The 21,579-nt window shown below is 68.1% G+C and carries 19 protein-coding genes and 1 pseudogene; 10 read left to right on the top strand and 10 right to left on the bottom strand.

From position 1 onward, the window contains the following. Window positions 1-13 precede the first annotated feature (13 nt). From DD542_RS10650 to DD542_RS10640, 3 genes are all read right to left on the bottom strand, one after another. Window positions 14-1,435 (bottom strand): class II fumarate hydratase, encoded by a 1,422-nt coding sequence (locus DD542_RS10650; protein ID WP_127805644.1) that lies wholly within the window; start codon window positions 1,433-1,435, stop codon window positions 14-16. Window positions 1,436-1,535: 100 nt separating this feature from the next. Then, window positions 1,536-1,976 (bottom strand): hypothetical protein, encoded by a 441-nt coding sequence (locus DD542_RS10645; protein WP_127805642.1) that lies wholly within the window; start codon window positions 1,974-1,976, stop codon window positions 1,536-1,538. Between the two features lie 14 nt (window positions 1,977-1,990). After that, a complete protein-coding gene (locus DD542_RS10640; RefSeq protein ID WP_127805640.1) occupies window positions 1,991-2,317 on the bottom strand; it encodes a hypothetical protein in 327 nt (108 codons plus the stop codon). Between the two features lie 220 nt (window positions 2,318-2,537). Here DD542_RS10640 and bfr point away from each other — a divergent pair, with 220 nt between their 5' ends. From bfr to DD542_RS10615, 5 genes and pseudogenes are all read left to right on the top strand, one after another. Beyond that, the gene (gene bfr, locus DD542_RS10635) at window positions 2,538-3,014 is read left to right on the top strand and encodes a bacterioferritin (protein ID WP_066159482.1); all 477 of its coding nucleotides are present in this window, start codon (window positions 2,538-2,540) and stop codon (window positions 3,012-3,014) included. Between the two features lie 110 nt (window positions 3,015-3,124). Further along, entirely contained in the window at window positions 3,125-3,337 is a 213-nt protein-coding gene (locus DD542_RS10630) for a (2Fe-2S)-binding protein (RefSeq protein ID WP_066159489.1), read from the top strand. Between the two features lie 205 nt (window positions 3,338-3,542). Then, on the top strand, window positions 3,543-5,849 hold the full coding sequence (locus tag DD542_RS10625) for an NADP-dependent malic enzyme (protein ID WP_127805638.1): 2,307 nt from the start codon (window positions 3,543-3,545) through the stop codon (window positions 5,847-5,849). A 205-nt stretch (window positions 5,850-6,054) separates the two neighbouring features. Further along, complete coding sequence (locus DD542_RS10620; RefSeq protein ID WP_066159496.1) at window positions 6,055-6,486, top strand: ribonuclease; 432 nt, start codon at window positions 6,055-6,057, stop codon at window positions 6,484-6,486. A 58-nt stretch (window positions 6,487-6,544) separates the two neighbouring features. After that, window positions 6,545-6,940 (top strand): annotated as a pseudogene (locus DD542_RS10615) (barstar family protein); the annotation flags it as partial. A gap of 192 nt (window positions 6,941-7,132) precedes the next feature. Here the strand turns inward: DD542_RS10615 and rsmA are convergent. The 3 genes from rsmA to DD542_RS10600 are packed head-to-tail and all read right to left on the bottom strand — an operon-like array spanning window position 7,133 to window position 11,685. Beyond that, window positions 7,133-7,897: a 16S rRNA (adenine(1518)-N(6)/adenine(1519)-N(6))-dimethyltransferase RsmA gene (rsmA, locus tag DD542_RS10610; RefSeq protein WP_079364789.1), complete on the bottom strand. Its 765-nt coding sequence runs from the start codon at window positions 7,895-7,897 to the stop codon at window positions 7,133-7,135. A 22-nt stretch (window positions 7,898-7,919) separates the two neighbouring features. Further along, window positions 7,920-9,257, bottom strand: coding sequence for a peptidylprolyl isomerase (locus tag DD542_RS10605; protein WP_241559746.1), 1,338 nt, complete (start codon window positions 9,255-9,257; stop codon window positions 7,920-7,922). A gap of 25 nt (window positions 9,258-9,282) precedes the next feature. Continuing rightward, on the bottom strand, window positions 9,283-11,685 hold the full coding sequence (locus tag DD542_RS10600) for an LPS-assembly protein LptD (protein ID WP_127805634.1): 2,403 nt from the start codon (window positions 11,683-11,685) through the stop codon (window positions 9,283-9,285). Between the two features lie 236 nt (window positions 11,686-11,921). On the opposite strand from DD542_RS10600, the gene DD542_RS10595 reads away from it, so the two are divergent. The 5 genes from DD542_RS10595 to DD542_RS10575 all read left to right on the top strand — a co-directional run bounded on the left by DD542_RS10595 (window position 11,922) and on the right by DD542_RS10575 (window position 15,976). Then, window positions 11,922-13,013 (top strand): phosphotransferase, encoded by a 1,092-nt coding sequence (locus DD542_RS10595; protein WP_127805632.1) that lies wholly within the window; start codon window positions 11,922-11,924, stop codon window positions 13,011-13,013. 11 nt (window positions 13,014-13,024) lie between these two features. Then, window positions 13,025-13,747, top strand: coding sequence for a 16S rRNA (uracil(1498)-N(3))-methyltransferase (locus DD542_RS10590; protein ID WP_127805630.1), 723 nt, complete (start codon window positions 13,025-13,027; stop codon window positions 13,745-13,747). A gap of 97 nt (window positions 13,748-13,844) precedes the next feature. Next, window positions 13,845-14,189 (top strand): hypothetical protein, encoded by a 345-nt coding sequence (locus DD542_RS10585; RefSeq protein WP_127805628.1) that lies wholly within the window; start codon window positions 13,845-13,847, stop codon window positions 14,187-14,189. A 56-nt stretch (window positions 14,190-14,245) separates the two neighbouring features. After that, on the top strand, window positions 14,246-15,421 hold the full coding sequence (locus tag DD542_RS10580; protein WP_127805626.1) for an MFS transporter: 1,176 nt from the start codon (window positions 14,246-14,248) through the stop codon (window positions 15,419-15,421). A 48-nt stretch (window positions 15,422-15,469) separates the two neighbouring features. Further along, window positions 15,470-15,976, top strand: coding sequence for a YidB family protein (locus DD542_RS10575; RefSeq protein WP_079364783.1), 507 nt, complete (start codon window positions 15,470-15,472; stop codon window positions 15,974-15,976). Window positions 15,977-15,979: 3 nt separating this feature from the next. On the opposite strand, the gene DD542_RS10570 is transcribed toward DD542_RS10575, so the two are convergent. From DD542_RS10570 to DD542_RS24200, 4 genes are all read right to left on the bottom strand, one after another. Continuing rightward, window positions 15,980-16,831: an alpha/beta hydrolase gene (locus DD542_RS10570; RefSeq protein ID WP_127805624.1), complete on the bottom strand. Its 852-nt coding sequence runs from the start codon at window positions 16,829-16,831 to the stop codon at window positions 15,980-15,982. Between the two features lie 13 nt (window positions 16,832-16,844). Beyond that, window positions 16,845-18,347, bottom strand: coding sequence for a M20/M25/M40 family metallo-hydrolase (locus DD542_RS10565; protein WP_127805622.1), 1,503 nt, complete (start codon window positions 18,345-18,347; stop codon window positions 16,845-16,847). Between the two features lie 91 nt (window positions 18,348-18,438). Next, entirely contained in the window at window positions 18,439-19,989 is a 1,551-nt protein-coding gene (locus tag DD542_RS10560) for a methyl-accepting chemotaxis protein (RefSeq protein ID WP_127805620.1), read from the bottom strand. 33 nt (window positions 19,990-20,022) lie between these two features. Further along, a complete protein-coding gene (locus DD542_RS24200; protein WP_277750668.1) occupies window positions 20,023-21,573 on the bottom strand; it encodes a methyl-accepting chemotaxis protein in 1,551 nt (516 codons plus the stop codon). Window positions 21,574-21,579 lie beyond the last annotated feature (6 nt).

Genomic DNA, 21,579 nt, shown 5'->3' with positions numbered 1-21,579 from the left:
CGGAGCGTGGGGGCTACCCCTCCTCCCCGGTCAGCCGCGCCGGGTCGAGCAGCCGCTCCAGCTCTTCGCGCGGCAGGTCGGTGTGCTCGACCGCGACATCGACGATGGGCCGACCCTCGCGGTAGGCCTGCTTGGCGATCTCGGCGGCCTTTGCGTAGCCGATCAGCGGGTTGAGCGCCGTCACGAGGATCGGGTTGCGCGCCAGCGCCTGCTGCAGCCGCGCCTCGTTGACCCTGAAGCTGGCGATGGCCTTGTCGGCCAGCAGGGGCATCACGTTCGCCAGCAGGCCGATGCTCTCCAGGAGGTTGCGCGCGATCACCGGCAGCATCACGTTGAGCTCGAAGTTGCCCGACTGCCCGGCGACGGTGAGGGTGGTGTCGTTGCCGATCACCTGCGCCGCCACCATCGCGGTGGCCTCGGGGATCACCGGGTTGACCTTGCCGGGCATGATGGACGAGCCCGGCTGCAGGCTCTCCAGCTCGATCTCGCCCAGGCCCGCGAGCGGGCCGGAGTTCATCCAGCGCAGGTCGTTGGCGATTTTCATCAGCGCCACCGCCAGCGTCCTGAGCGCGCCCGAGGTGGCCACCGCCGTGTCCTGCGCGCCCATCAGCGCAAAGCGGTTGGCGGCGGGCGCGAACGGCAGGCCGGTGGCGCCCGCCAGCGCGGCGGCGCACAGCGGCGCGAAGCGCGGGTCGGCGTTCACCCCGGTGCCCACCGCGGTGCCGCCCAGCGCGAGCTGCTGCAGCGCGGTGGTCGCGGCGCGCAGGGGCAGGGCCGCAGCCTCCAGCTGAGCTGCCCAGCCGGCCAGCGCCTGGCCCATGCGCACCGGCGTCGCGTCCATGAGGTGGGTGCGCCCGGTCTTGACGTGGGCGTGGGTCTGCGCGGCCTTGGCCTGCGTGACCGCCACCAGGTGGTCGAGCGCCGGCAGCAGGCGCTGGTGCAGGGCCAGCGCGGCGGCCACGTGGATGGCGCTGGGCACCATGTCGTTGCTGCTCTGGCCGGCGTTGACGTGGTCGTTGGGATGCACCGGCGAGCCCAGCGTGCGGCTGGCCAGCGTGGCGATCACCTCGTTGGCATTCATGTGGCTGCTGGTGCCCGAGCCGGTCTGGAAGACGTCGACCGGGAAGTGCGGCATCAGCGCCGCGTCGTCCAGTGCCAGCAGCGCGGTGCAGGCCTGGGTGATGGCGCCAGCTTCGGCGGCGGGAATGGCCTGCAGCTCGCCGTTGGCCTGTGCGGCGGCGGACTTGAGCTGCAGCAGCGCGCGCACGAAGCCCACGGGCATGGGCTGGCCACTGACCGGAAAGTTGAGCACGGCGCGCTGGGTCTGTGCACCGTAGAGCGCCTGGGCCGGCACGCGCACCGCACCCATGGAATCGTGTTCGGTGCGCCAGTCGCCGCTTTCCGGCGCGGGGCCGGACGTGTGGGGTGGGTTCATGGGTGGCTCCCTTCGGATGGCCGCAGGGCCGGGGCGCCATGGTGCGCCCGTCCGCCCGGCCCCGCCCCGGGGCCGCCCGATGCGACCACTGCAGGCAGGGTCAAGCGGGGTCCGACGGGCCGGTCCCGCGGGCGGCGGTGGACACGGCCTCGTCTTCCAGGCGGTCGCACGCCTGCCCGGTGCGTCGGCACTGCCCGTCGGGCTCCAGCCAGGGGTGGGCGTGGCCGGCACAGCCGGTCTGGCAGATCACGGCCTGGGCCTCGAGCAGCCCGGGAGCGATGCGCGGAGCAAGACCACGCGGGCCGGTCGCGGCCCGCGGGACCAGCGCTGCCGACCGGAGGTCCCAGGCCACGGCCGTGCGCATCCGCACGAGTTCGCCGCGCAACCGGATGTTCTCTCCGTCCAGCGCCGCCTGCCGCCGGGCGCTGGCCTGCAACTGATCGCCAACACGCTGCTGCAGCTGTGCCAGCCGCCGCGACAGGACGCCGTGTTCGGCCACCAGCTCGCGCACCACCAAGGCCCTCGCTTCGTGTCTGGCCATGGCGGGGCGGCCACTCACTGCACCACCTCCGGTGCGCTGTGCCACAGCGGCGTGGGGGCCGGTACGCACCTCGGGGCACCTCCCTGTTCGACCTCCAGCTGCCAGCGCGTTCTCAGGTTGGCCAACATGCAGCGCATGTGGGGCGAGACCTGAGGGTGCTCGGACAGGAAAAACAGGTTGGACACCAGCTTGCGCGCCAGCAGCGACCGGTGCAGGTCGCCCGCGGCGGCCTGCGCATAGCCGGTCATGAGGGCCAGCGTGCCGGCCATGAGTGCCTCCACCGAGGGCAGCACATATTCCTCGTCGCAGCAGGCGTTGATCGGGGTGTCGGGATGATTCACGGGAGGGCCTCCATGCCGGTGGGTTCCATCGCTGGCTGGCAGGAAACAGGCGTCGCAACGGAGCCTGGCTGGCTGGCGGTCAACAGATGACTCAGTATATGAGAATCATTCTCATCATTCAACTACCGAGGTGCACCTGCCTGTCCGGCGTTTGGTGTCGGCGCGGCGCGACGCCACAATGCGGGTCGAGCGCTGCCAATTTTCAAGAAAGGAGCTCACCATGAAAGGCGACCCGCAAGCCATTGCCCACCTGCAGGCCCAACTCAAGAACGAGCTGACCGCCATCAACCAGTACTTCGTGCACTACCGCATGCTCAAGCATTGGGGTCTGGACAAGCTGGCCAAGAAGGAATATTCGGAGTCGATCGGCGAGATGAAACACGCCGACTGGCTGATGGACCGCATCTTCATGCTCGACGGCCTGCCCAACCTGCAGGACCTGGGCAAGCTCAACATCGGCGAAAACGTGCCCGAGATGCTGGGCAGCGATCTGGCGCTGGAGCGCGGTGCGCAGGCCACCATCAAGGACGGCGTCGCCTATTGCGAGTCGGTGCGCGACTTCGTCTCGCGCGACCTGCTGATGAAGATCCTGGACGACACCGAGGAACACATCGACTTCCTCGAAACCCAGCTCGAACTCATCGACAAGGTGGGCATCCAGAACTATCTGCAGAGCCAGATGGGCGACGAGGGCTGACCGGAGATCCCCCGGACACCGGGGGTCAATTCCCTGGGCACACAGGGGACTTTGCGGTTTGAATGCGAGCAATTATCATTTGCTTGTTCTTCCTCTGACCCCTTGCCACCATGATCGTCTGTGTCTGCCGCCGTGTGAACGACAAAGCCATCGCCCAGGCCGCGCGCTGCGGCGCGAGCTTCGACGACATCCAGATCGACATGGGTGTGGCCACCCAGTGCGGGCAGTGCGAGTCCAGCGCCCGCGCCGTGTGGATGCAGTGCCGCCCCTCCCAGCCCACCGCACACCTGCAACTGCAGACCGAGGCACCGGCGCCGGCCTGATTCCGGACCCCTTGCAGCAAAAAGCCGCCCCCGGGGCGGCTTTTTGCTGTGGAAAACCGTGCTTGCGCGCGCCGGATTCCGGCCCAGAATGTCACAGGCACCCGAACCATCCGTTCGCAAAAAAACGATGGTCATGCCGAATCCCAAGATTTAGAATGCGCAATAGCGTTTCGCATTGCAGAATCACCTCGCCGGAGACAGTCCAATGAGCACCGAACAAGCCCAGAACAAGCGCGCAGAGCTGCGCCGCGCCGCCCTCGAATACCACGAGAAACCCGTCCCCGGCAAAGTGGCCATTGCCGCCACCAAGCAGCTGGTCAACCAGCGCGACCTGGCGCTGGCCTACTCGCCCGGCGTGGCTGCGCCCTGCGAAGAAATCGTGGCCGACCCGGTCAACGCCTTCAAGTACACCAGCCGCGGCAATCTGGTGGCGGTCATCACCAACGGCACCGCCGTGCTGGGTCTGGGCGACATCGGCCCGCTGGCGGCCAAGCCGGTGATGGAAGGCAAGGGCGTGCTGTTCAAGAAGTTCTCGGGCATCGACGTCTTCGACATCGAGATCAACGAGAAGGACCCGGACAAGCTGGTCGAGATCATCGCGGCACTCGAACCCACCTTCGGCGGCATCAACCTCGAAGACATCAAGGCGCCGGACTGCTTCTACATTGAGCGCAAGCTGCGCGAGCGCATGAAGATCCCGGTCTTCCACGACGACCAGCACGGCACCGCCATCGTGGTCGGCGCTGCCCTGCTCAACGGCCTGAAGGTCGTGGGCAAGGACGTCAAGAAAGTCAAGCTGGTGACCTCGGGCGCCGGGGCCGCCGCGCTGGCCTGCATCCAGCTGCTGGTCAAGCTGGGCCTGCCGCGCGAAAACATCTGGGTCACCGACCTGGCCGGCGTGGTCTACGAAGGCCGCACCGAACTCATGGACCCTGACAAGGCCGTGTTCGCTCAGAAGACCGAGCAGCGCACGCTCAGCGAGGCGATCGAAGGCGCCGACGTCTTCCTCGGCCTGTCAGCCGGTGGCGTGCTCAAGAAGGAGATGGTCGCCAAGATGGCCGCCAACCCGCTGATCTTCGCGCTCGCCAACCCGAACCCCGAGATCGCGCCCGAAGACGTCAAGGCGGTGCGCGACGACGCCATCATGGCCACCGGCCGCACCGACTACCCGAACCAGGTCAACAACGTCCTGTGTTTTCCGTACATCTTCCGCGGTGCGCTGGACGCCGGCGCCTCGACCATCACCGACGAGATGGAGATCGCCGCGGTGCACGCGATTGCCGAGCTCGCCCAGGCCGAACAGAGCGAGGTGGTGGCCGCCGCGTATGCGGGCGAGAAATTGGCCTTCGGCCCCGAGTACCTGATCCCCAAGCCCTTCGACCCGCGCCTGATGATGAAGATCGCGCCGGCCGTGGCGCAGGCTGCGGCTGACAGCGGCGTGGCGCTGCGACCGGTCACCGACATGGACGCCTACAAGCAGCGCCTGCAGAGCTTCGTGTTTGCCTCCGGCACCATCATGAAGCCGCTGTATGCGGCCGCCAAGACGGCACTGAAGAAGCGCGTCGCCTACGCCGAGGGCGAAGAGGAGCGGGTGCTGCGCGCCTGCCAGATCGTGGTCGACGAGAACCTGGCCCGCCCGACGCTGCTCGGCCGCCCGACCATCATCGCCCAGCGCATTGAGAAGTTCGGCCTGCGCCTGAAAGAGGGTCTGGACTACGACGTGGTCAACGTCGAGCAGGACGCACGCTACCGCGAGCTCTGGACCACCTACCACCAGCTCATGGAACGCCGCGGCGTGACCGAGCAGCTGGCCAAGATCGAGATGCGCCGGCGCCTGACCCTGATCAGCTCCATGCTGCTGCGTCGCGGTGACGTGGACGGCATGATCTGCGGCACCTGGGGCAACACCCAGCTGCACCTGGACTACATCGACCAGGTGATCGGCAAGCGCGAAGGCTCCAACTGCTACGCCGCCATGAACGCGCTGATGCTGCCCGGCCGCCAGGTGTTCCTGGTGGACACGCACATCAACTACGACCCCACGGCCCAACAGCTGGCCGAGATCACCCAGATGGCGGCCCGCAAGATGATGCGCTTCGGCATCACGCCCAAGGCGGCGCTGCTCTCGCACAGCAACTTCGGCTCCAGCAACCAGCCCAGCGCGGTCAAGATGCGCGAGACCCTGGCCATCCTGCAATCGAATGCACCATGGCTGGAGGTGGACGGCGAGATGCACGGCGACGTGGCTCTGGACGCCGATGCACGGGTTTCGATCATGCCGCGCTCGACCCTGCAGGGCGACGCCAACCTGCTGGTCTGCCCCAACATCGACGCGGCCAACATCGCCTACAACCTGCTCAAGACCGCGGCTGGCGGCAACATCGCCATCGGCCCGATGCTGCTGGGGGTGGGAAAACCTGTGCATATTCTCACCGCGAGCGCCACCGTCCGCCGCATCGTCAACATGACCGCCCTCACGGTGGCCGAAGCCAACGTGCAGCGTCAAGGTTGATGCATATAGCAAGCACTAACTAATTTTCACAATTGCCCCTGCTCAACCTGCTTAATTAAGCAGCAACAACTTGCTTTTTTGCAGCGCATCAGGCACACTTGCGCGCTTGTATTTCAGGGTTAACCCACCCCGACAAGGGGGCTCAATTCGCGCTGAGCGAACGCCCCCGGGGCAGGTGGATGGCTTCAGGAACACAGGGACTTTGATGGGTCTGCAACCGATCCGGGCAACAAGGAGCCGTGTCGGGCTGGTCGTGGGACTGGCCCTTGCAGCGGTTCTGGCGACGTCGCTGAGCACCATGCTGGTGCAAGCCCGGACCCCTTCTTCCGTACTTCCCGGCTCAGCGGTGGCTTCGGTGGCCTTCACCGGCCTGCCGCCACAGGGACAGGATGTCATGGAGCAGATCCGCCAGGGTGGTCCGTTCCGGTATGAGAAGGACGGCACCGTGTTCGGCAACCGAGAGCGCCTGCTGCCCAGCCAGAAACGGGGTTATTACCGGGAATACACAGTGCCCACGCCGGGGTTGAGACACCGCGGGGCCAGGCGGATCGTGTGCGGAGGCCAGCAGCCACGTTCGCCAGATGCCTGTTATTACACCGAGGACCACTACAGCAGCTTCCGGCTGATCGTGCAGTGACCCGCGGTGATGTGAGTGGATTTCGTTTTCAACTTTGACTGTAGAAAGAGACGCGGAGATGGACACGCCACTTCGTAATGTTCGTACCAACATCGTTCAGTCGATCCGCGCTTTCGGCGTGAAGGACCTGCAGGCCGCCGCCGAGCAGCTGGGTCACCACTTCCTGTATGCCAACCTGGCCAAGGCCCAGAGCAAGCAGGACGTGCTCGAACTGATCGCAGCGCAGTACACCTTGCCGCCGCATTTCGGCAAGAACTTCGACGCCCTCTACGACTGCATGACCGATCTGGTCCACAAATCGGGCCCGCAAACCGGCTTCATCGTCGTGCTCGAACACATCCCGGCGCATGCCAAGTTCGACAAGGAAGCGCGCGAGCAGTTGCTGGACATCTTCCGCGACGCGGCCGACTACTGGAGCGATCGCAAGATCCCGTTCCGCTGCTTCTATTCCTTCTCGGTCGCGCGCGCCCCAAAAGGTGAAGAGCCGATCGAGGTGGAAAACGAAGAGCCCATGCCCACGGACAAGATCCTGGATGTGAGCCCGATGGCGCTGCGCATGAGCAGCCCGTTCAATGCGGGTTACTGGCTGACCGCGGCCTGATCAACCGCAGAACCTGAAAAAGCCGCTGCTCATGCAGCGGCTTTTTCACGTCCGAACGGCCTGCGCGAGTGCGACGTACTCCGCCACCGGCACCTCTTCCGCCCGGCGCTGCAGGTCGAAGTCGCCCGAAAAGCCACGGGCTTCCAGCCATCTGCCCAAGGTGTTGCGCAGGATCTTGCGGCGCTGGCTGAACGCGGTCTGCACCAGGTCGCCATAGGTCCTGAAATCCATCGCTGGCGGCTGTACCAGCGGCACCATGCGCACCACCGCGCTGTCGACCCGGGGTGGTGGGTCGAAACTCTCCGGCGGCACGAACAGCACGTTCTCCATGGCATAGCGCCACTGGAGCATCACCGAGAGGCGCCCGTAGTCGGCGGTGGCCGGTGCGGCCACCATACGGTCAATGACCTCTTTCTGCAGCATGAAGTGCTGGTCCTGAACGACCGCGACATGATCGAGCAGGTGGAACAGGATCGGACTGGAGATGTTGTAGGGCAGGTTGCCCACCACACGGATCTTGCGGCCTGGCCAGCGCGCGGCCAGCGCGGTGAAGTCCACACGAAGCACGTCGGACTCGACCACATCCAGCAGGCGGTGCTCCCGCAGGCGGGCCGCCAGGTCCCGGTCCAGCTCGATCACCGTCAGGCGTCCGAGGCGCTCGACCAGCGGCTGGGTCAGGGCCGCCAGACCCGGACCGATTTCCACCATGGCATCCGATGGCGAGGGCGCTATCGCTGCGACGATCGCATCGATGATGGCGGTGTCGCTCAGGAAGTGCTGACCAAAGCGCTTTCGCGCGACATGCTTCATGCGCGGGCGTGCCGGTGACGACTCAAGGCTGCGGCGCTTCGCGCATCTCGACAAAGGCGCGGCTGCGCACTTCTTCGGTCCACGCGTTGATCGCGTCGTCGGCCTTCTGTTCGCGCACCAGTTCGCGCGCCATGTCGCGCTGCTCACGCTCGCTGAGCGCGGCCTGGCGACGCTCCTCCAGCCGGATCAGGTGCACACCAAACCGCGACACCACCGGTTGCGACACCTCGCCAGGGCGCAGCGCATTCATCACCTGCTCGAACTCGGGCACGAACTGGCCGGGCGACACCCATCCCAGGTCGCCGCCCTGGCGGGCAGAGCCATCCTGGCTGTGCTGACGGGCCAGATCTTCAAAGCTGGCCTGCCCCGCAGCGACCTGCTGGCGATAGCTGTTCAGCCTTGCAATGGCTTCGTCCTGGCTCAGCTGAGCCCCCGGACGAAGCAGGATGTGGCGCGCGCGGCTCTGCACGACACTCAGTTCGGGCAACGGTGCCTGGCGCTTGTCCACCACCTTGAGCACGTGCAGCCCGGCCGCACTGCGCAAGGGCCCGGCGACGCCGCCCACCGGCAGGTTGCGTGTGGCCTGCACAAACAGTTCGGGCAGGCGCGACAGCGGCCGGAACCCGAGGAGGCCGCCACTGGACGCCTCGGGCGCTTCCGAGTACTCGCGCGCCTGGACCGCCAGATCGGCACCCTTGCGCAGACGGTCGGCCACACCCTGGGCCCGGGCCTCCAGCTCACGCAGCTTGTCTGGACCACTGCCCTCGGGCACTTGCACCAACACGTGTCCCAGGTTGAGTTCCAGCCCCTCGGGACGGGCGGCCTGCCGCTCCGCGATGAAGCGGTCGATGTCGGCCTCGGTGACGCGCACGCGCGCTTCCACCTCACGGTCGCGCAGGCGCTGCAGCAGCACCTGGTTGCGCAGTTCGTTGCGCAGTTTGTTGATGTCCATGCCTTCGGCGGCCAGCCGCCGCCGGAAGGCCTCCACACTGAGCTGGTTCTGAGCCGCCAGCGATTGCTCGGCCTGCGCCAGTGTGGCCTCGTCCACCCGAACGCCCTGTTCGGTGGCCTGCTGCAACAGCGCCCTCTCCACGATGAGTTGCTCCATCACCTGCTTCGCCAGTTGGTCGCGAGGAGGAAGGCTGCGGCCCTGGGCCGCGAACTGCTGCTCGACACGCAACATGCGCTGCCGGACATCAAAATTGGTCACGGGCTCGGAGTTGACCAGTGCGACGATGTAGTCCACGGTGCGGGTCGAGGGCCCGCTGACCGGGCGCTGCAACTCCGCGGCAGGGCGCAGTGCCTGACCCTGCGCCGGCCACGCGCCCAGCAACAGCCCCCCGGCCAACAGGATCTGCAAGCCTCTGAGGTGAACTCCCGGACGGTCAGTCATATTGCTGGAAACGGTTGGGCTGGACGACTTCTTCACGCAGGTACTGGTATTTGGGCACGTTGGCCTGGATGCTCTGCAAGGAACTGCCACCGACCTTCGAGAACCCGTTGAACTCGAGCTGGAACAGGATGCGGCGATCCGAGGTGTTTGAACTGGTCTGCAGACGCTCCAGAACGACACGCCCCAGCCAGCAACCGGCGTCGTACTCGAAACCGGCAATCACGTCGATGAGCTTGCGGTCGGGCATGCTGTAGTTCAGGCGCCCGACGCCGTACCACTGCCCCGGACCAAGGGCCCGTCCCGGCACCGGCTCGGTCGTGCGACCCCAGATGCCGGACAGCGGCCACTGCCAGCCCAGATCGAGTTGCTCGCTCACACCTTTCTGGATGCGGTAGGCGGCGCTGAGCACCTTGTAAGGCCCCGGGGTGTACCGGCCGCCGAGAGTGGTGCGGCGGGACTCGCGGGTCTTGGTGTTGTACTGCACGTTGGCGTCGAGCGACCACAGCGGGTCCCACTGCACACGGGTCGACAGCAGGGTATCGCTCAGGCGCTCCGTGACCGGTGCTCCACCTGGCAGCGTCACGTTCTGGTCGGCCAGCAGGGCGCGCTGAGCGACACCCAGGCGCACCACCTCGGCGCCGGTCCCCGAGTCCAGCAGACGCGAGCTCACACCCACCGTCACCGCCCGGGTGTCGCTGATGCGGTCGTTGCCGCTGAAGGCATGTTCGGCAAACATGCTGGAGTAGTTGAAACTGCGCGCCGCCGAGTCGTAGTTGGGCAGATCGCTCTGGTCGCGGAACGGTGTCCAGGTCGCAAAGGCCCGCGGCTCCAGGGTCTGGATGTAGCTTGTGCCAAAGAATTCGGCCGGCCGCTCGAACACCAGACCGCTGTCGATGCTGACCGTGGGCACGGTGCGCGTGGCCGACACCGTGGACCCGGTCGTGTTGTCGTTGCTGTAGCGTGCCATGTGCACGCGTGCCTTGGGCGTGACATACCAGCCCGGGGCCTGCCAGCGCCGGGCAATCTGGGCCACCGCCACCGAACGGTCACCGCCAATCTCCCGCCCGGTGGGCACACCCGCACTCAGCACCGCCCGCTGGAAACGCGTCACGTTGGTACCGAGAGACAGATCCCAGCCCGGGGCACCGAACAGGGTCTGGTTGGGCTGCTCGTAGGAAAAACCTATGGACGGCAGCCGGTCGAACGGGGGCGTGATCGGCGCGTTCACATCCTGCAGGGTCTGGTACCGGTACATGCCGCCGCTGACCGACCAGGGGCCTATGCCCCAGCCCAGCGCGACCTCGTTGTGCAGCAGGCGAGAGGTCAGCGAGGTGATGGTGCGCGGGAAGTCGCGCCAGTAGTTGTCGTCGCTGACCTTGTTGAGGTTGACGCGCAGTCCGATCGGGCTGCCGCCGCCAATCGGGCGGGTCAGCTGGTGGTTGTGGCGGTACGCCACCGCCCAGCGGTCGTCGTCGCGCAGCTTGTCCGAGGGCATGTAGGACGTGCGCAGGTTGCCGGTGTAACCGGGCTGCAGGTAACGGAACTCGCCCGACAGATCCAGTCCGCGCTTGGTCATCAGCGTGGGGGTGACCGTGGCGTCGTAGTTGGGGGCGATGTTGAAGTAGTAGGGCGTCGACAGCTCCACGCCGCTCTGCGTGCTGATGCTCAGGCTGGGGGGCAGGGCACCGGTCTTGCGCTGGTCCGACAGCGGGAAGCTCAGGATGGGCGCGGCCAGGATGGGGACCCCCTTGAACTCGATCACACCCGACTTGGCAATGCCCACGTCCTCCACCTGGTCCAGTTCGATGGACGAGGCGCGCACGATCCAGTCGGGCATCCAGGTCGAGCCTGGCGGTCGCGGGCAGGTCGAATAGCGGCCGTCGTGCACCATCGTCCGGTCGTCGCCCATGAAGTCGACCCGGCGCGCATCGCCTTTGCCTTCGTTCTTCAGCAGCGAAAACTCGGGCTGGTTGAAGTGTCCCCAGTGGCTGTTGACGTTGACCTCGGCATCCGGGCCGGTGAATCGGTCGCCGTTGCGGTTGATGAGCACGTTGCCCTGGGCCTTGGTCTCGCCGGTGCGCTTGTCGTGCTCGATGCGGTCGGCACGGATCACGGTATCGTGCCGGCGCAGTTCGGCGCCGCCCTGCATGACCGTCACCCCGTCCATCTCGCCTTCCAGGCTCTCGCCCCAGATGAAAACGGGCAGCTGCTTGCGAACCTCCGTCGGCACCTGCTGGATCAGCGACTCGCCCGGTTTGAGCTGGATGGCCGCCGCGTCGGGCCCAGCCCCGGTGTTCTGGGCCCAGGACGGCGTGCAGGCGCCGCCCAGTGCGAGCACGGCCAACGCCCCCTGCACAGCGCGCGCCAGGGTGGTGGGTTCCGGAAGTCGCGCCATGCGCGGCAGACGGGCGGGGCTGTTCGGGGAGGAGGAATCAGGTTTCAAGGCGGTGTGTGGCGAAACGGCCGTCTCTGATTTCGGTGGCACATGCCCCGTCGCTGTCGATCGACCGGGCCTCGGACTGCCGGCGGAGGTGACCAACGGCAAGGGGGATTTGTAGAATCTCCGGCCATTATCCTATGCCACCCGCCCGGCCTGCCAGCACGTCGGCGCCTCCGTCTCCCCCCGCTTCCATGACGCCGAACACCCCCGCAGTCACCTGGGCCGATCCGGCCCGCCACGCCGCCTTCGACCACTGGCTGCAAGGGCTGGCCACGGCCCAGGGCCTGCGCCCCGAAACGTTGCGCCCGGCCTCGGCCGACGCCAGTTTCCGCCGCTACCTGCGCGTGGACACCGTGGACGGCGGCAGCCGCATCGTGATGGATGCGCCGCCCGACAAGGAAAACTGTGCGCCCTTCGTGCACGTGGCGGGCCTGATGAAGGCCGCCGGCCTGCTGGTGCCCGACATCCTGGCCTGGGACGAACCCCGGGGCTTCATGCTGCTGCCCGACCTGGGCACGCAGACCATGATGGAGCAGATCGACGCCGACCACCCCCAGGCCAACCATGCGCGCTACCTGCAAGCAGTGGACACGCTGCTGGCCTGGCAGCTCGCCTCCAGGCCAGGCGAACTGCCGCCCTACGACGAAGCCCTGTTGCGCCGCGAGCTGCAGCTGTTTCCCGACTGGTACCTCGCGCAGCATCGACAGGTCAAGGTCGAAGGCACGATGGCCGGCACATTGCAGAAGACCTTCGACACCATCGTGGCGCGCAACCTGGCCGCACCCACGGTGCACGTGCACCGCGACTTCATGCCGCGCAACCTGATGATCCCGGCCCACCCGGGTTCGACGCCCGCCCAACAGCTGGGCGTGCTGGACTTCCAGGACGCGGTGCATGGCCCCATCACCTACGACATCGCCAGCCTGATGCGCGACGCCTTCCTGACCTGGGAAGAAGACTTCGTCATCGACATCACCGTGCGCTACTGGGAAAAGGCGCGCAAGGCCGGGCTGATGGACTTCGAGGACTGGCACAGCGACTTCGGCGCCTTCTACCGCGCGGTCGAGTGGATGGGCCTGCAGCGCCATCTGAAGGTGGCCGGCATCTTCGCCCGACTGACACTGCGCGACGGCAAACCGAAGTACCTGGCCGATGCGCCGCGCTTTATCGCCTACATCCGGGCCACCGCCCACCGCTACCGGGAACTCGGTCCGCTGCTGAAACTGATCGACGAAGTGGAAGGCCTGCAGGCGGCCAGCGGCTTCGCCTTCGGCCGCGTCTGAGCCGTTCCAGCGTGCCCCGCTTTCACTGCCCCATCCCGCTGAGCGCCGGCGCCGAGCTGGAACTGCCGGCCGCTGCCGCGCGCCACGTGCAGGTGCTGCGCCACCAGCCCGGCGATGCGATCACCCTGTTCAACGGAGAAGGTGGCCAGTGGTCGGCCACCATCCTGCGCATGGGCCGCAGCGACGTCGCGGTCAAGGTCGGCGCGTTTGAAGACGTCGAGCGCGAGCCGGCGCGGCGCGTGCACCTGGCGATGGGCATGCCGGCCAACGAGCGCATGGACTGGCTGGTGGAAAAGGCCGCCGAACTCGGCGTGGCCAGCCTGCAGCCCCTGCACACCGCGCACAGCGTGCTGCGCCTCAGTGGTGAACGTGCGGCCAAGAAGCAGGGTCACTGGCAATCGGTCGCGGTCGCGGCCTGCGAACAGTGCGGCGGCAACCGCGTGCCAGCGGTGCGGCCGGTGGCCGACGTGGCCGCCTGGTTGCGTGACAGCGGGCACATCGCCCCGCTGCGCTGCGTGCTCTCGCTGGCGGACGGCTCACGCCCGCTGGCGGAGGTGCTGCGCGAACAGCCGGCCGACACACCGGTGCTCTTCCTCAGCGGCCCGGAAGGCGGACTGTCTGCGCAGGAAGACGCCCTGGCGCGCACCGCGGGCTTTGTGCCCGTCACGCTGGGGCCCCGCATCCTGCGGGCGGAAACGGCGGCGCTCGCGGCCCTGGTGAGCGCCCAGGTGTGAACGACCGCTGAACGAACCCTTCAGCGCGGGTACAGGCGGACCGGCACAGACTGCGTTCCACAGTCAATACCGACTGCCACGCACGAAGGAGTTCACCATGAACAAGCACCTGCTTCTCGCTGGCGCCGCTTGCCTGGCCCTGGCCACCACCGCATCGCTGGCCACGGCCGGCGAACACCAGCGCGATGACCAGCCGACCCAGCGGTCGGCGCAGCACCGTGACGATTCCCACCACAGCCGCGCCAACCGTTCCGCCCAGGGCTTCGATCACGGCATGCAGGTGGTGCCCACCACAGCGGGCGCCGGCCAGGCCGGCGAAGGGTGGCGCTACTTCTCGGACCCTGCGGCACACCGCGCGGTGGTCATCAGTCCGCAAGGCGAGTACTTTCTCAGCCGCGGCAAGGGGATGCGCCTGGTCGCCGTGACACGGCCGCAATCCTGAGCCGCGTTCAGGGTGGCGTGCGGCGCGGCGCCGCCGCCTTGTATAAACGCTGACTTATGAACAAAAACCTCTGGCTGCTGGCCGCCGCGCAAGGCCTGTTCCTGACCAACAACGTGGTCTTCATCGCCATCAACGGGCTGGTGGGGCTCTCGCTGGCCCCGCTGGGCTGGATGGCGACGCTGCCGGTGATGGGCTATGTGGTCGGTGGCGCACTGTCCACGCCGCTGGTGGCGCGCACCCAGAGCGCCTTCGGCCGCCAGGGCTCGTTCCAGATCGGGCTGCTGGTCGCCCTGGGTTCGGCGCTGCTGTGCTGGTGGGCCGCGATGGACAAGAACTTCTGGCTGCTGGTGGCGGCCACCGTGATCGCCGGCTACTACAGCGCCAACGGCCAGCTCTACCGCTTCGCCGCCGCCGAACTGGCGGCACCGGACTACCGCGAAAAGGCGGTGTCGCTGGTGCTGGCCGGCGGTCTGGTGGGCGCGGTGCTCGGCCCCAATCTGGCCAGCCGCACGCGCAACCTGCTGGAGGTGCCGTTCGCCGGCGCCTACCTGGCGCTGGCGGTGGTGGCGCTGCTGTCGATGGCGGTGATGGCCTTCATGAAGTTCCCGCCGCTGCCGCCGAAGAAGGCCAACGCCGACACCGGCCGGCCGCTCTCGGAGATCATGAGGCAGCCCGTCTTCATCGTGGCCGCCGCGGGCGCGGCGCTGGGCTACGGCGTGATGAACCTGCTGATGGCCGCCACGCCGCTGGCGATGCAGGTCTGCGGCTTCGAGTTCGAGGACGCGGCCCTGGTGCTGGAATGGCACGTGATCGGCATGTTCGCCCCCGGCTTCTTCACCGGCCACCTGATCAAGCGCTTCGGTGTGCTCACCATCATGGGCGTGGGCGTGCTGCTGAACGCGGCCTGCATCGCCATCGCGCTCACCGGTGTGGACCTGCACCAGTTCCTGATCGCGCTGTTCCTGCTGGGTGTGGGCTGGAATTTTCTGTTCACCGGCAGCACCACGCTGTCGCTGCAGGCCTACAGGCCTGAGGAAAAAGACCGCGCACAGGCCGCCATCAACTTCTTCGTTTTTGCCACCATGGCCGTCACCTCGTTCGCCTCCGGTGCCCTCGTCACCACCCAGGGCTGGGCCTTGCTGAACCTGGGTTCGCTGGTGCCCGTGGCCCTCACCGGGGTGGCGCTGGGCTGGCTTGCCTGGCTCCGGCGCGCGGCCCACAATCCGGCCTGAACCGGCCCCGGTCGGCGCCGGACGCCACGCATTGAGAGGAGAGCTCGCATGGGACTGTTGGATTCACTGGTGGGCGCGGCCACGAACGCCGCCTTCGGGGGACAGCAGAACAGCCAGCCGGCGCAAGGCGGCCCCGGTGGTCTGGACCCGCAGCTGCTGATCGGTCTGATCGGCGTGCTGATGAACAACGCGGGAGGGCTCTCGGGCATCCTGGCCAAACTGCAGCAGGCCGGCCTGGGCGACGCCGCCTCCTCCTGGGTCGGCACGGGGGCCAACCAGCCGGTCTCACCCGACGCGCTGGGCAGCGCCCTGGGCCCGGACCTGATGGACATGATCGCCCGCCAGCTCGGGGGCAGCCAGCAGCAGGCCGCCGGCACCATGGCCGACCTGCTGCCCGGCCTGATCGACCAGCTCACCCCCCAGGGGCAGGTGCCGCCGGACAACGGCCTGGACGCGCTCGGTTCGCTGCTCGGCGGCGGTCAGCGCGGTGGTGCCGGGGGTCTGGATGCGGGCGACCTCATGGGCATGCTCGGCGGCCTGATGGGCCGGCGCTGAGCCTCAGGCCGGAATGTGCACGTCGAGCCAGGCGCGCAGTTCGGCGTACACCGCCGAGGGGTCGGTCTCGTTGAAGATTTCGTGAAACAGCCCATCGAACCGGCGGCTGTGCACCAGCCCCTTCGGCGCGACCGCGGCAAAGGCGCGGCTGCCCTCGGGCCGCACCAGCCGGTCGGCCCCGGCGTACATCAGCAGCGTGGGCACCTGCCAGGTCGGCGCGGCCGCCACCACGCGCGGGCCGTTGCTGTCGATGAAGCGCGCCAGTCGCGCCGAAATGCGGTTGTGCACCAGCCGGTCGCGCTGGTAGGCCGCCACCTGCGCCGGGTCGTGGGAGATGCCGCGCGGGTCCAGCCCGTTGGGCACGGTGAAGTCGGGTGCCCAGCGGTAGAGCAGCCGGGTCAGCAGGCGCTGGAACGCGCTCATGCCGGTGTCCAGCGCGGGCGACGAGAGCACCAGGGCATCCACCGGCTCGATGCCGCGCTGCACGAAGGTGGAGGCCACCAGGCCGCCCATGCTGTGGCCCAGCAGCACCAGGGGGCAGGCCCAGGGTTCGGCGATGTGCCGGCGCGTGTCGTCCACCAGCTCCTGCAGGTCGGCCAGCAGGTCGTCGTCGTCCGACAGCACCCCGCGGTCACCGCCCGAGTCGCCGTGGCCGCGCTGGTCGTAGGCGCGCACGCTGAAGCCCCACTCGTTCAGGCGCTGTGCCACCGCGTCGTAGCGCCAGGCGTGTTCGCCCAGCCCATGCACGATGAGCACCACGGCCCGCGGCCGCTGCCGCGACGGCAGGGGCCAGTCGTAGAGCGCGATGTTCAGGCCGTCGCGCAGGGTGAAGGGCGCCTGGGTGGTGTCGGACATGGGCGGCGCGGCGTCAGGGCATGCGGGCGATGACCTGCGCCACCGAGGCGGTCAGGCGCCGCGCGTAGTCCAGGTGCAGGAATTCATTGGGCCCGTGCGCGTTGCTTCGCGGGCCGAGCACGCCGCAGACCATCATCTGCGCGGTGGGGAAGCCCTGGCTGAGCATGTTCATCAGCGGGATGGTGCCGCCCTGGCCGATGGTGGCGCAGGCGGCGCCGTAGTGCGCCTGCGAGGCTTCCTGCAGCGCCTGCTCGAACCACGGCGTGGTGGAGGGCGCATTCCAGCCGGTGGCCGAGCTCAAGCCCTCGAACGTCACCTTGGCCTGGTAGGGCGCGTTGTCTTCCAGCAGGGCCTTGAGCTGCTGCACGGCGGGCGCGGCCTCGACCAGCGGCGGCAGGCGCAGGCTGAGCTTGAACGCGGTGTAGGGCCGCAGCACGTTGCCAGCGTTGGCGATGTCCGGGAAACCGTCGGCGCCGGTGACCGACAGCGTGGGCCGCCAGGTGCGCGCCAGCAGCGCCTCGACCGGGTCGGTGGTGGTGGGCAGGGCCGAGACGGTGGCGCCGCCACAGTCGTGGTGGGCCCAGGGAAAGCGCTTGAACAGCTCGTCGCCCAGGATGGCGGCCGTGGCCTGCGCCTGCGCCTGCCGTTCGGCCGGCACCTCGCAGTGGAAGCTGGCCGGCAGCAGGCGGCCGGTGCCGCTGTCTTCCAGCCGGTCCAGCACCTGCCGCATGATGCGGAAGCTCGACGGCACAAGGCCCGAGGCGTCGCCCGAGTGGATGCCTTCGGTGAGGATTTCGACCTTGAGCACGCCGCTGGCCATGCCGCGCAGGCTGGTGGTCAGCCAGAGCTGGTCGTAGTTGCCGGCACCGCTGTCCAGGCAGATCACCAGTCCGACATCGCCCAGCCGGGACCGCAGCGCGTCCACATAGGGCAGCAGATCGGCCGAACCGCTTTCTTCCGAGGTTTCGATCAGGCCGACGATGCGCGGGTGGGCCACGCCCTGCGCCTTGAGGGCCTGGATGGCCGTGACGCTGGCGTAGACCGCGTAGCCGTCGTCTGCGCCACCGCGGCCGTAGAGCTTGCCGTCGTCGATCACAGGGGTCCACGGCCCCAGGTCGCTGCGCCAGCCGTTGAATTCGGGCTGCTTGTCGAGGTGGCCGTACATCAGCACGGTCTGGCCTGACGCCGGGGCGGGCGTGCCGTCCTTTCCTTCGCTGGCCGGCAGTTCAAAGAACAGCACCGGTGTGCGCGGCCGGCCCTGGGCGTCGTTCAGGCGCACGATTTCCAGTTGCAGGCCGGGCACCTGTTGCGCGCGCACCCAGTCTGCGGCGTTCTGCAGCACGCGTTCGAGCAGGCCGTGGGCCGCCCAGTCGGGGTCGAACATCGGCGACTTGGCCGGCACCGCGATGTAGCGCTGCAGCTCGGGCACGATGGATTCGCGCCAGGCGGCGTCGACCTGCGATTGCAGGGCTTGCGGTTCCAGGGGCAGGGCGGAAGCGGGCAGGCGGGCGTTCATGGCGGTCCTCTCGGCGCGGGCGGTGCGACAGAGGGCCAGTATAGGCAGGCCACCGCCCCGGCAGGGCGGCGGGAACTTCCGAAAACCGCGCTCAGGCCGACAGGCGGAAGGTGGCGACCACGCCAGCCAGCCGCTGCGCCTGGTCCCGCAGGCTCTGGGCCGCGGCGGCGCTCTCTTCCACCAGCGCCGCGTTCTGCTGCGTCATCTGGTCCAGCTGGGCCACCGCCGAGCCGACCTGGGCAATGCCCTGGCTCTGCTCGCCTGTGGCGGCACCGATCTCGCTGATGACGTCGGTCACGCGCTGCACGCTGGCCACGATCTCGTCCATGGTCTGGCCCGCCTCGCTGACCAGGCGCGTGCCCGCCTCCACGCGGTCCACGCTGGTGCCGATCAGGCCCTTGATCTCCTTGGCGGCCTCGGCGCTGCGCTGCGCCAGGCTGCGCACCTCGCCGGCCACCACGGCAAAGCCGCGGCCCTGTTCGCCCGCGCGCGCCGCCTCGACGGCTGCGTTGAGTGCCAGGATGTTGGTCTGGAACGCGATGCCGTCGATCACGCCGATGATGTCGTTGATCTTGCGGCTGCTCTCGTTGATCTCGCGCATGGTGTGCACCACCTCGCCCACCACGGTGCCGCCGCGTCGTGCGGTGCCCGCTGCGGCCTCGGCCAGCTGGGTCGCCGTGCGCGCCGACTCGGCGCTCTGCCGCACGGTGCCGGTCAGTTCTTCCATGCTGGCCGCGGTTTCCTGCAGGTTGCTGGCCGTGTGCTCGGTGCGGCTGGACAGGTCCTGGTTGCCCGAGGCGATCTCGGTGCTGGCGGTGCTGATGCTGTCGGTCGCCGTGCGCACCTGGCTCACGGTGCCCCGCAGCGAGGCGATCATGTCGGCCAGCGCCGCGAGCAGGCTGCCAGCGGGCACACGGGGCAGGGTGACGGTCAGGTCGCCATCGGCCACCGAACGCATCGCCGACACCGCCAGGGCCGGCTCGCCACCGATCTGGCGCATCACGCTGCGCAGCGTCAGCCAGCCGATGCCGGCGATCACCAGCAGCCCCGACAGCGCCAGCGCACCGTTGACCGCCAGGGTGCGCCACACCATGGCGTCCAGGTCGTCGGTGTACAGGCCCGAGCCCACCATCCAGTTCCAGCCATCGACCTTCATGATGTACTGCAGCTTGGGCACCGATTTCGTGTCGCCCGGGCGCGGGAAATTGGTCTGCACGAAGGCCCGGCCGTCGGTGCTCTGGCGCATGCCGTTGACCAGGGACGCGATGACGTCGGCACCCTCACCGTCCTTGACCTTGCCGACCATGTTCTGACCATCCCACTCCGGCTTGATCGGGTGCATCACGCCCACGCCGTCGAGCGACCAGATGTAGAGGTACTCCTTGCCGCCCTCGCCGTAGCGCGCATGCGCGACCGCGGCCTTGGCCGCTGCCTGCGCCACCTCGGCGCCGAGCTTGCCGGACGTCTGCATGGCACGGAAGCCCTCGACGATGGAATGGGCCGATTCGACCGCCGTGACGAGCTGACCGTGGCGGGCGTCGGTGAGCTGGCGCTTGGTCTGCACCACCGACAGCGCACCCATGACCGCGATGCCCAGCACCGCCACCACCACCAGCAGCAGGATGCGGCCGCGGAGACTCATCTGATTCAACATGATTGTTTCTCTTTACCTAAATCAACCGGCACTCAGCCGGAAAGTGGCCACCACACCGGCCAGCTTCTGGGCCTGGTCCTGCAGGCTCTGGGCCGCCGCTGCGCTTTCTTCCACCAGCGCGGCGTTCTGCTGCGTCATCTGGTCGAGCTGCCCCACCGCGCCGTTGACCTGCCCGATACCCTGGCTCTGCTCGTTGGCCGCCGTGGTGATGTGACCGATCAGATCGGAAATCCTCTGCGCATTCGCGACGATCTCGCCGATGGTGGTGCCGGCCTCTGTGACCTGGCGCGTCCCGGCCTCGACCTTCTCGACGCTGGCGCCGATCAGGCCCTTGATCTCCCGCGCCGCTTCGGCGCTGCGCTGCGCCAAGCTGCGCACCTCGCCGGCCACCACGGCAAAGCCGCGGCCCTGTTCGCCCGCGCGCGCCGCCTCGACGGCTGCGTTGAGCGCCAGTATGTTGGTCTGGAAGGCGATGCCGTCGATCACACCGATGATGTCGCCGATCTTCTGGCTGCGGTGGTTGATCTCCTGCATGGTCGCCACCACCTCGCCGACCACCTCGCCGCCGCGCGCCGCCACCACCGCGTTGGCCTGGGCCATCTCGCTGGCCTGGCGCGCCGACTCGGCGCTCTGCTGCACGGTGCTGGTGATCTGGTCGATGCTGCTGGCGGTCTGCTGCAGGCTGGAGGCGGCCTGCTCGGTGCGGCTGGACAGGTCCTGGTTGCCCGAGGCGATCTCGGCGCTGGCCACACCGATGCTGTCGGTGGTCTGGCGCACCTGGCTGACGATGCGTGCGAGCGATGCCTGCATCTCGCCCAGCGCCGACATCAGCCGCGTGAGCTCGTCCTTGCCCTCCACCGCGACCGGCTGGGTCAGGTCGCCGCGCGAGATGGCCATGGCCAGGCGCTGCGCCTGGTCGAGCGGGCGGCAGATGCTCTGCATGTTGGCCAGGGTGGTCGGCACCACCACCAGCACCGCCACCGCCACCGCGATGCCGAACAGCAGCATGGTCTGCTGACCGGTGCCGACCTGCTCGGCCTGCACCGCCGCCGCTTCCGCCGAGATGATGGCCTCGATCTTCTTCATGTCGGCCTGCAGTTCGGCGTAGCGGTCGTGGGCGCGCGCCAGCATGCGGTTGGCCACGGTGGCGCTGTCGTACCCCCCGGCCTTGATGTTGGCCACCGTGGGTTCGACCGCCGCCGAGTAGTCCTTGAGCTTGGCGCTCATCTGCTGCAGCACCGCGTTGTCCTCGTCGGCCTCACCCTGCTGCAGGGCCAGCATCAGCTGGCCGATCTCGTCGCGGGTCTTCTCCCACTTCATGTTCGCCAGCGACAGCTGCTCGGGCGATTCGTAGTGGATCACCATGTCCTTCTCGTGGCGGCTGAGGTCCGCCATGGCCAGTCGCAGCTTGGACAGCTCGACGGTCTCATGGAAGGCGTGATCGACAAACTCCTGACTCAGGGCCTGCATGCGCTGCATGCCCCACAGGCCGGCGCTGCCCACCACGAACAGCAGGGCCAGCACGACGCCGATGGCGCCGATCATTCGGAAGCGGATGGAAAAGTGACGCATAAAGGA

Source organism: Hydrogenophaga sp. NH-16 (assembly GCF_004006415.1).
In the GTDB taxonomy this organism is placed as follows: Bacteria; Pseudomonadota; Gammaproteobacteria; order Burkholderiales; family Burkholderiaceae_C; genus Hydrogenophaga; species Hydrogenophaga pseudoflava.
The sequence above is the reverse complement of the archived record's forward strand: the minus strand, read 5'-3'. Positions and strand labels throughout refer to the sequence as shown.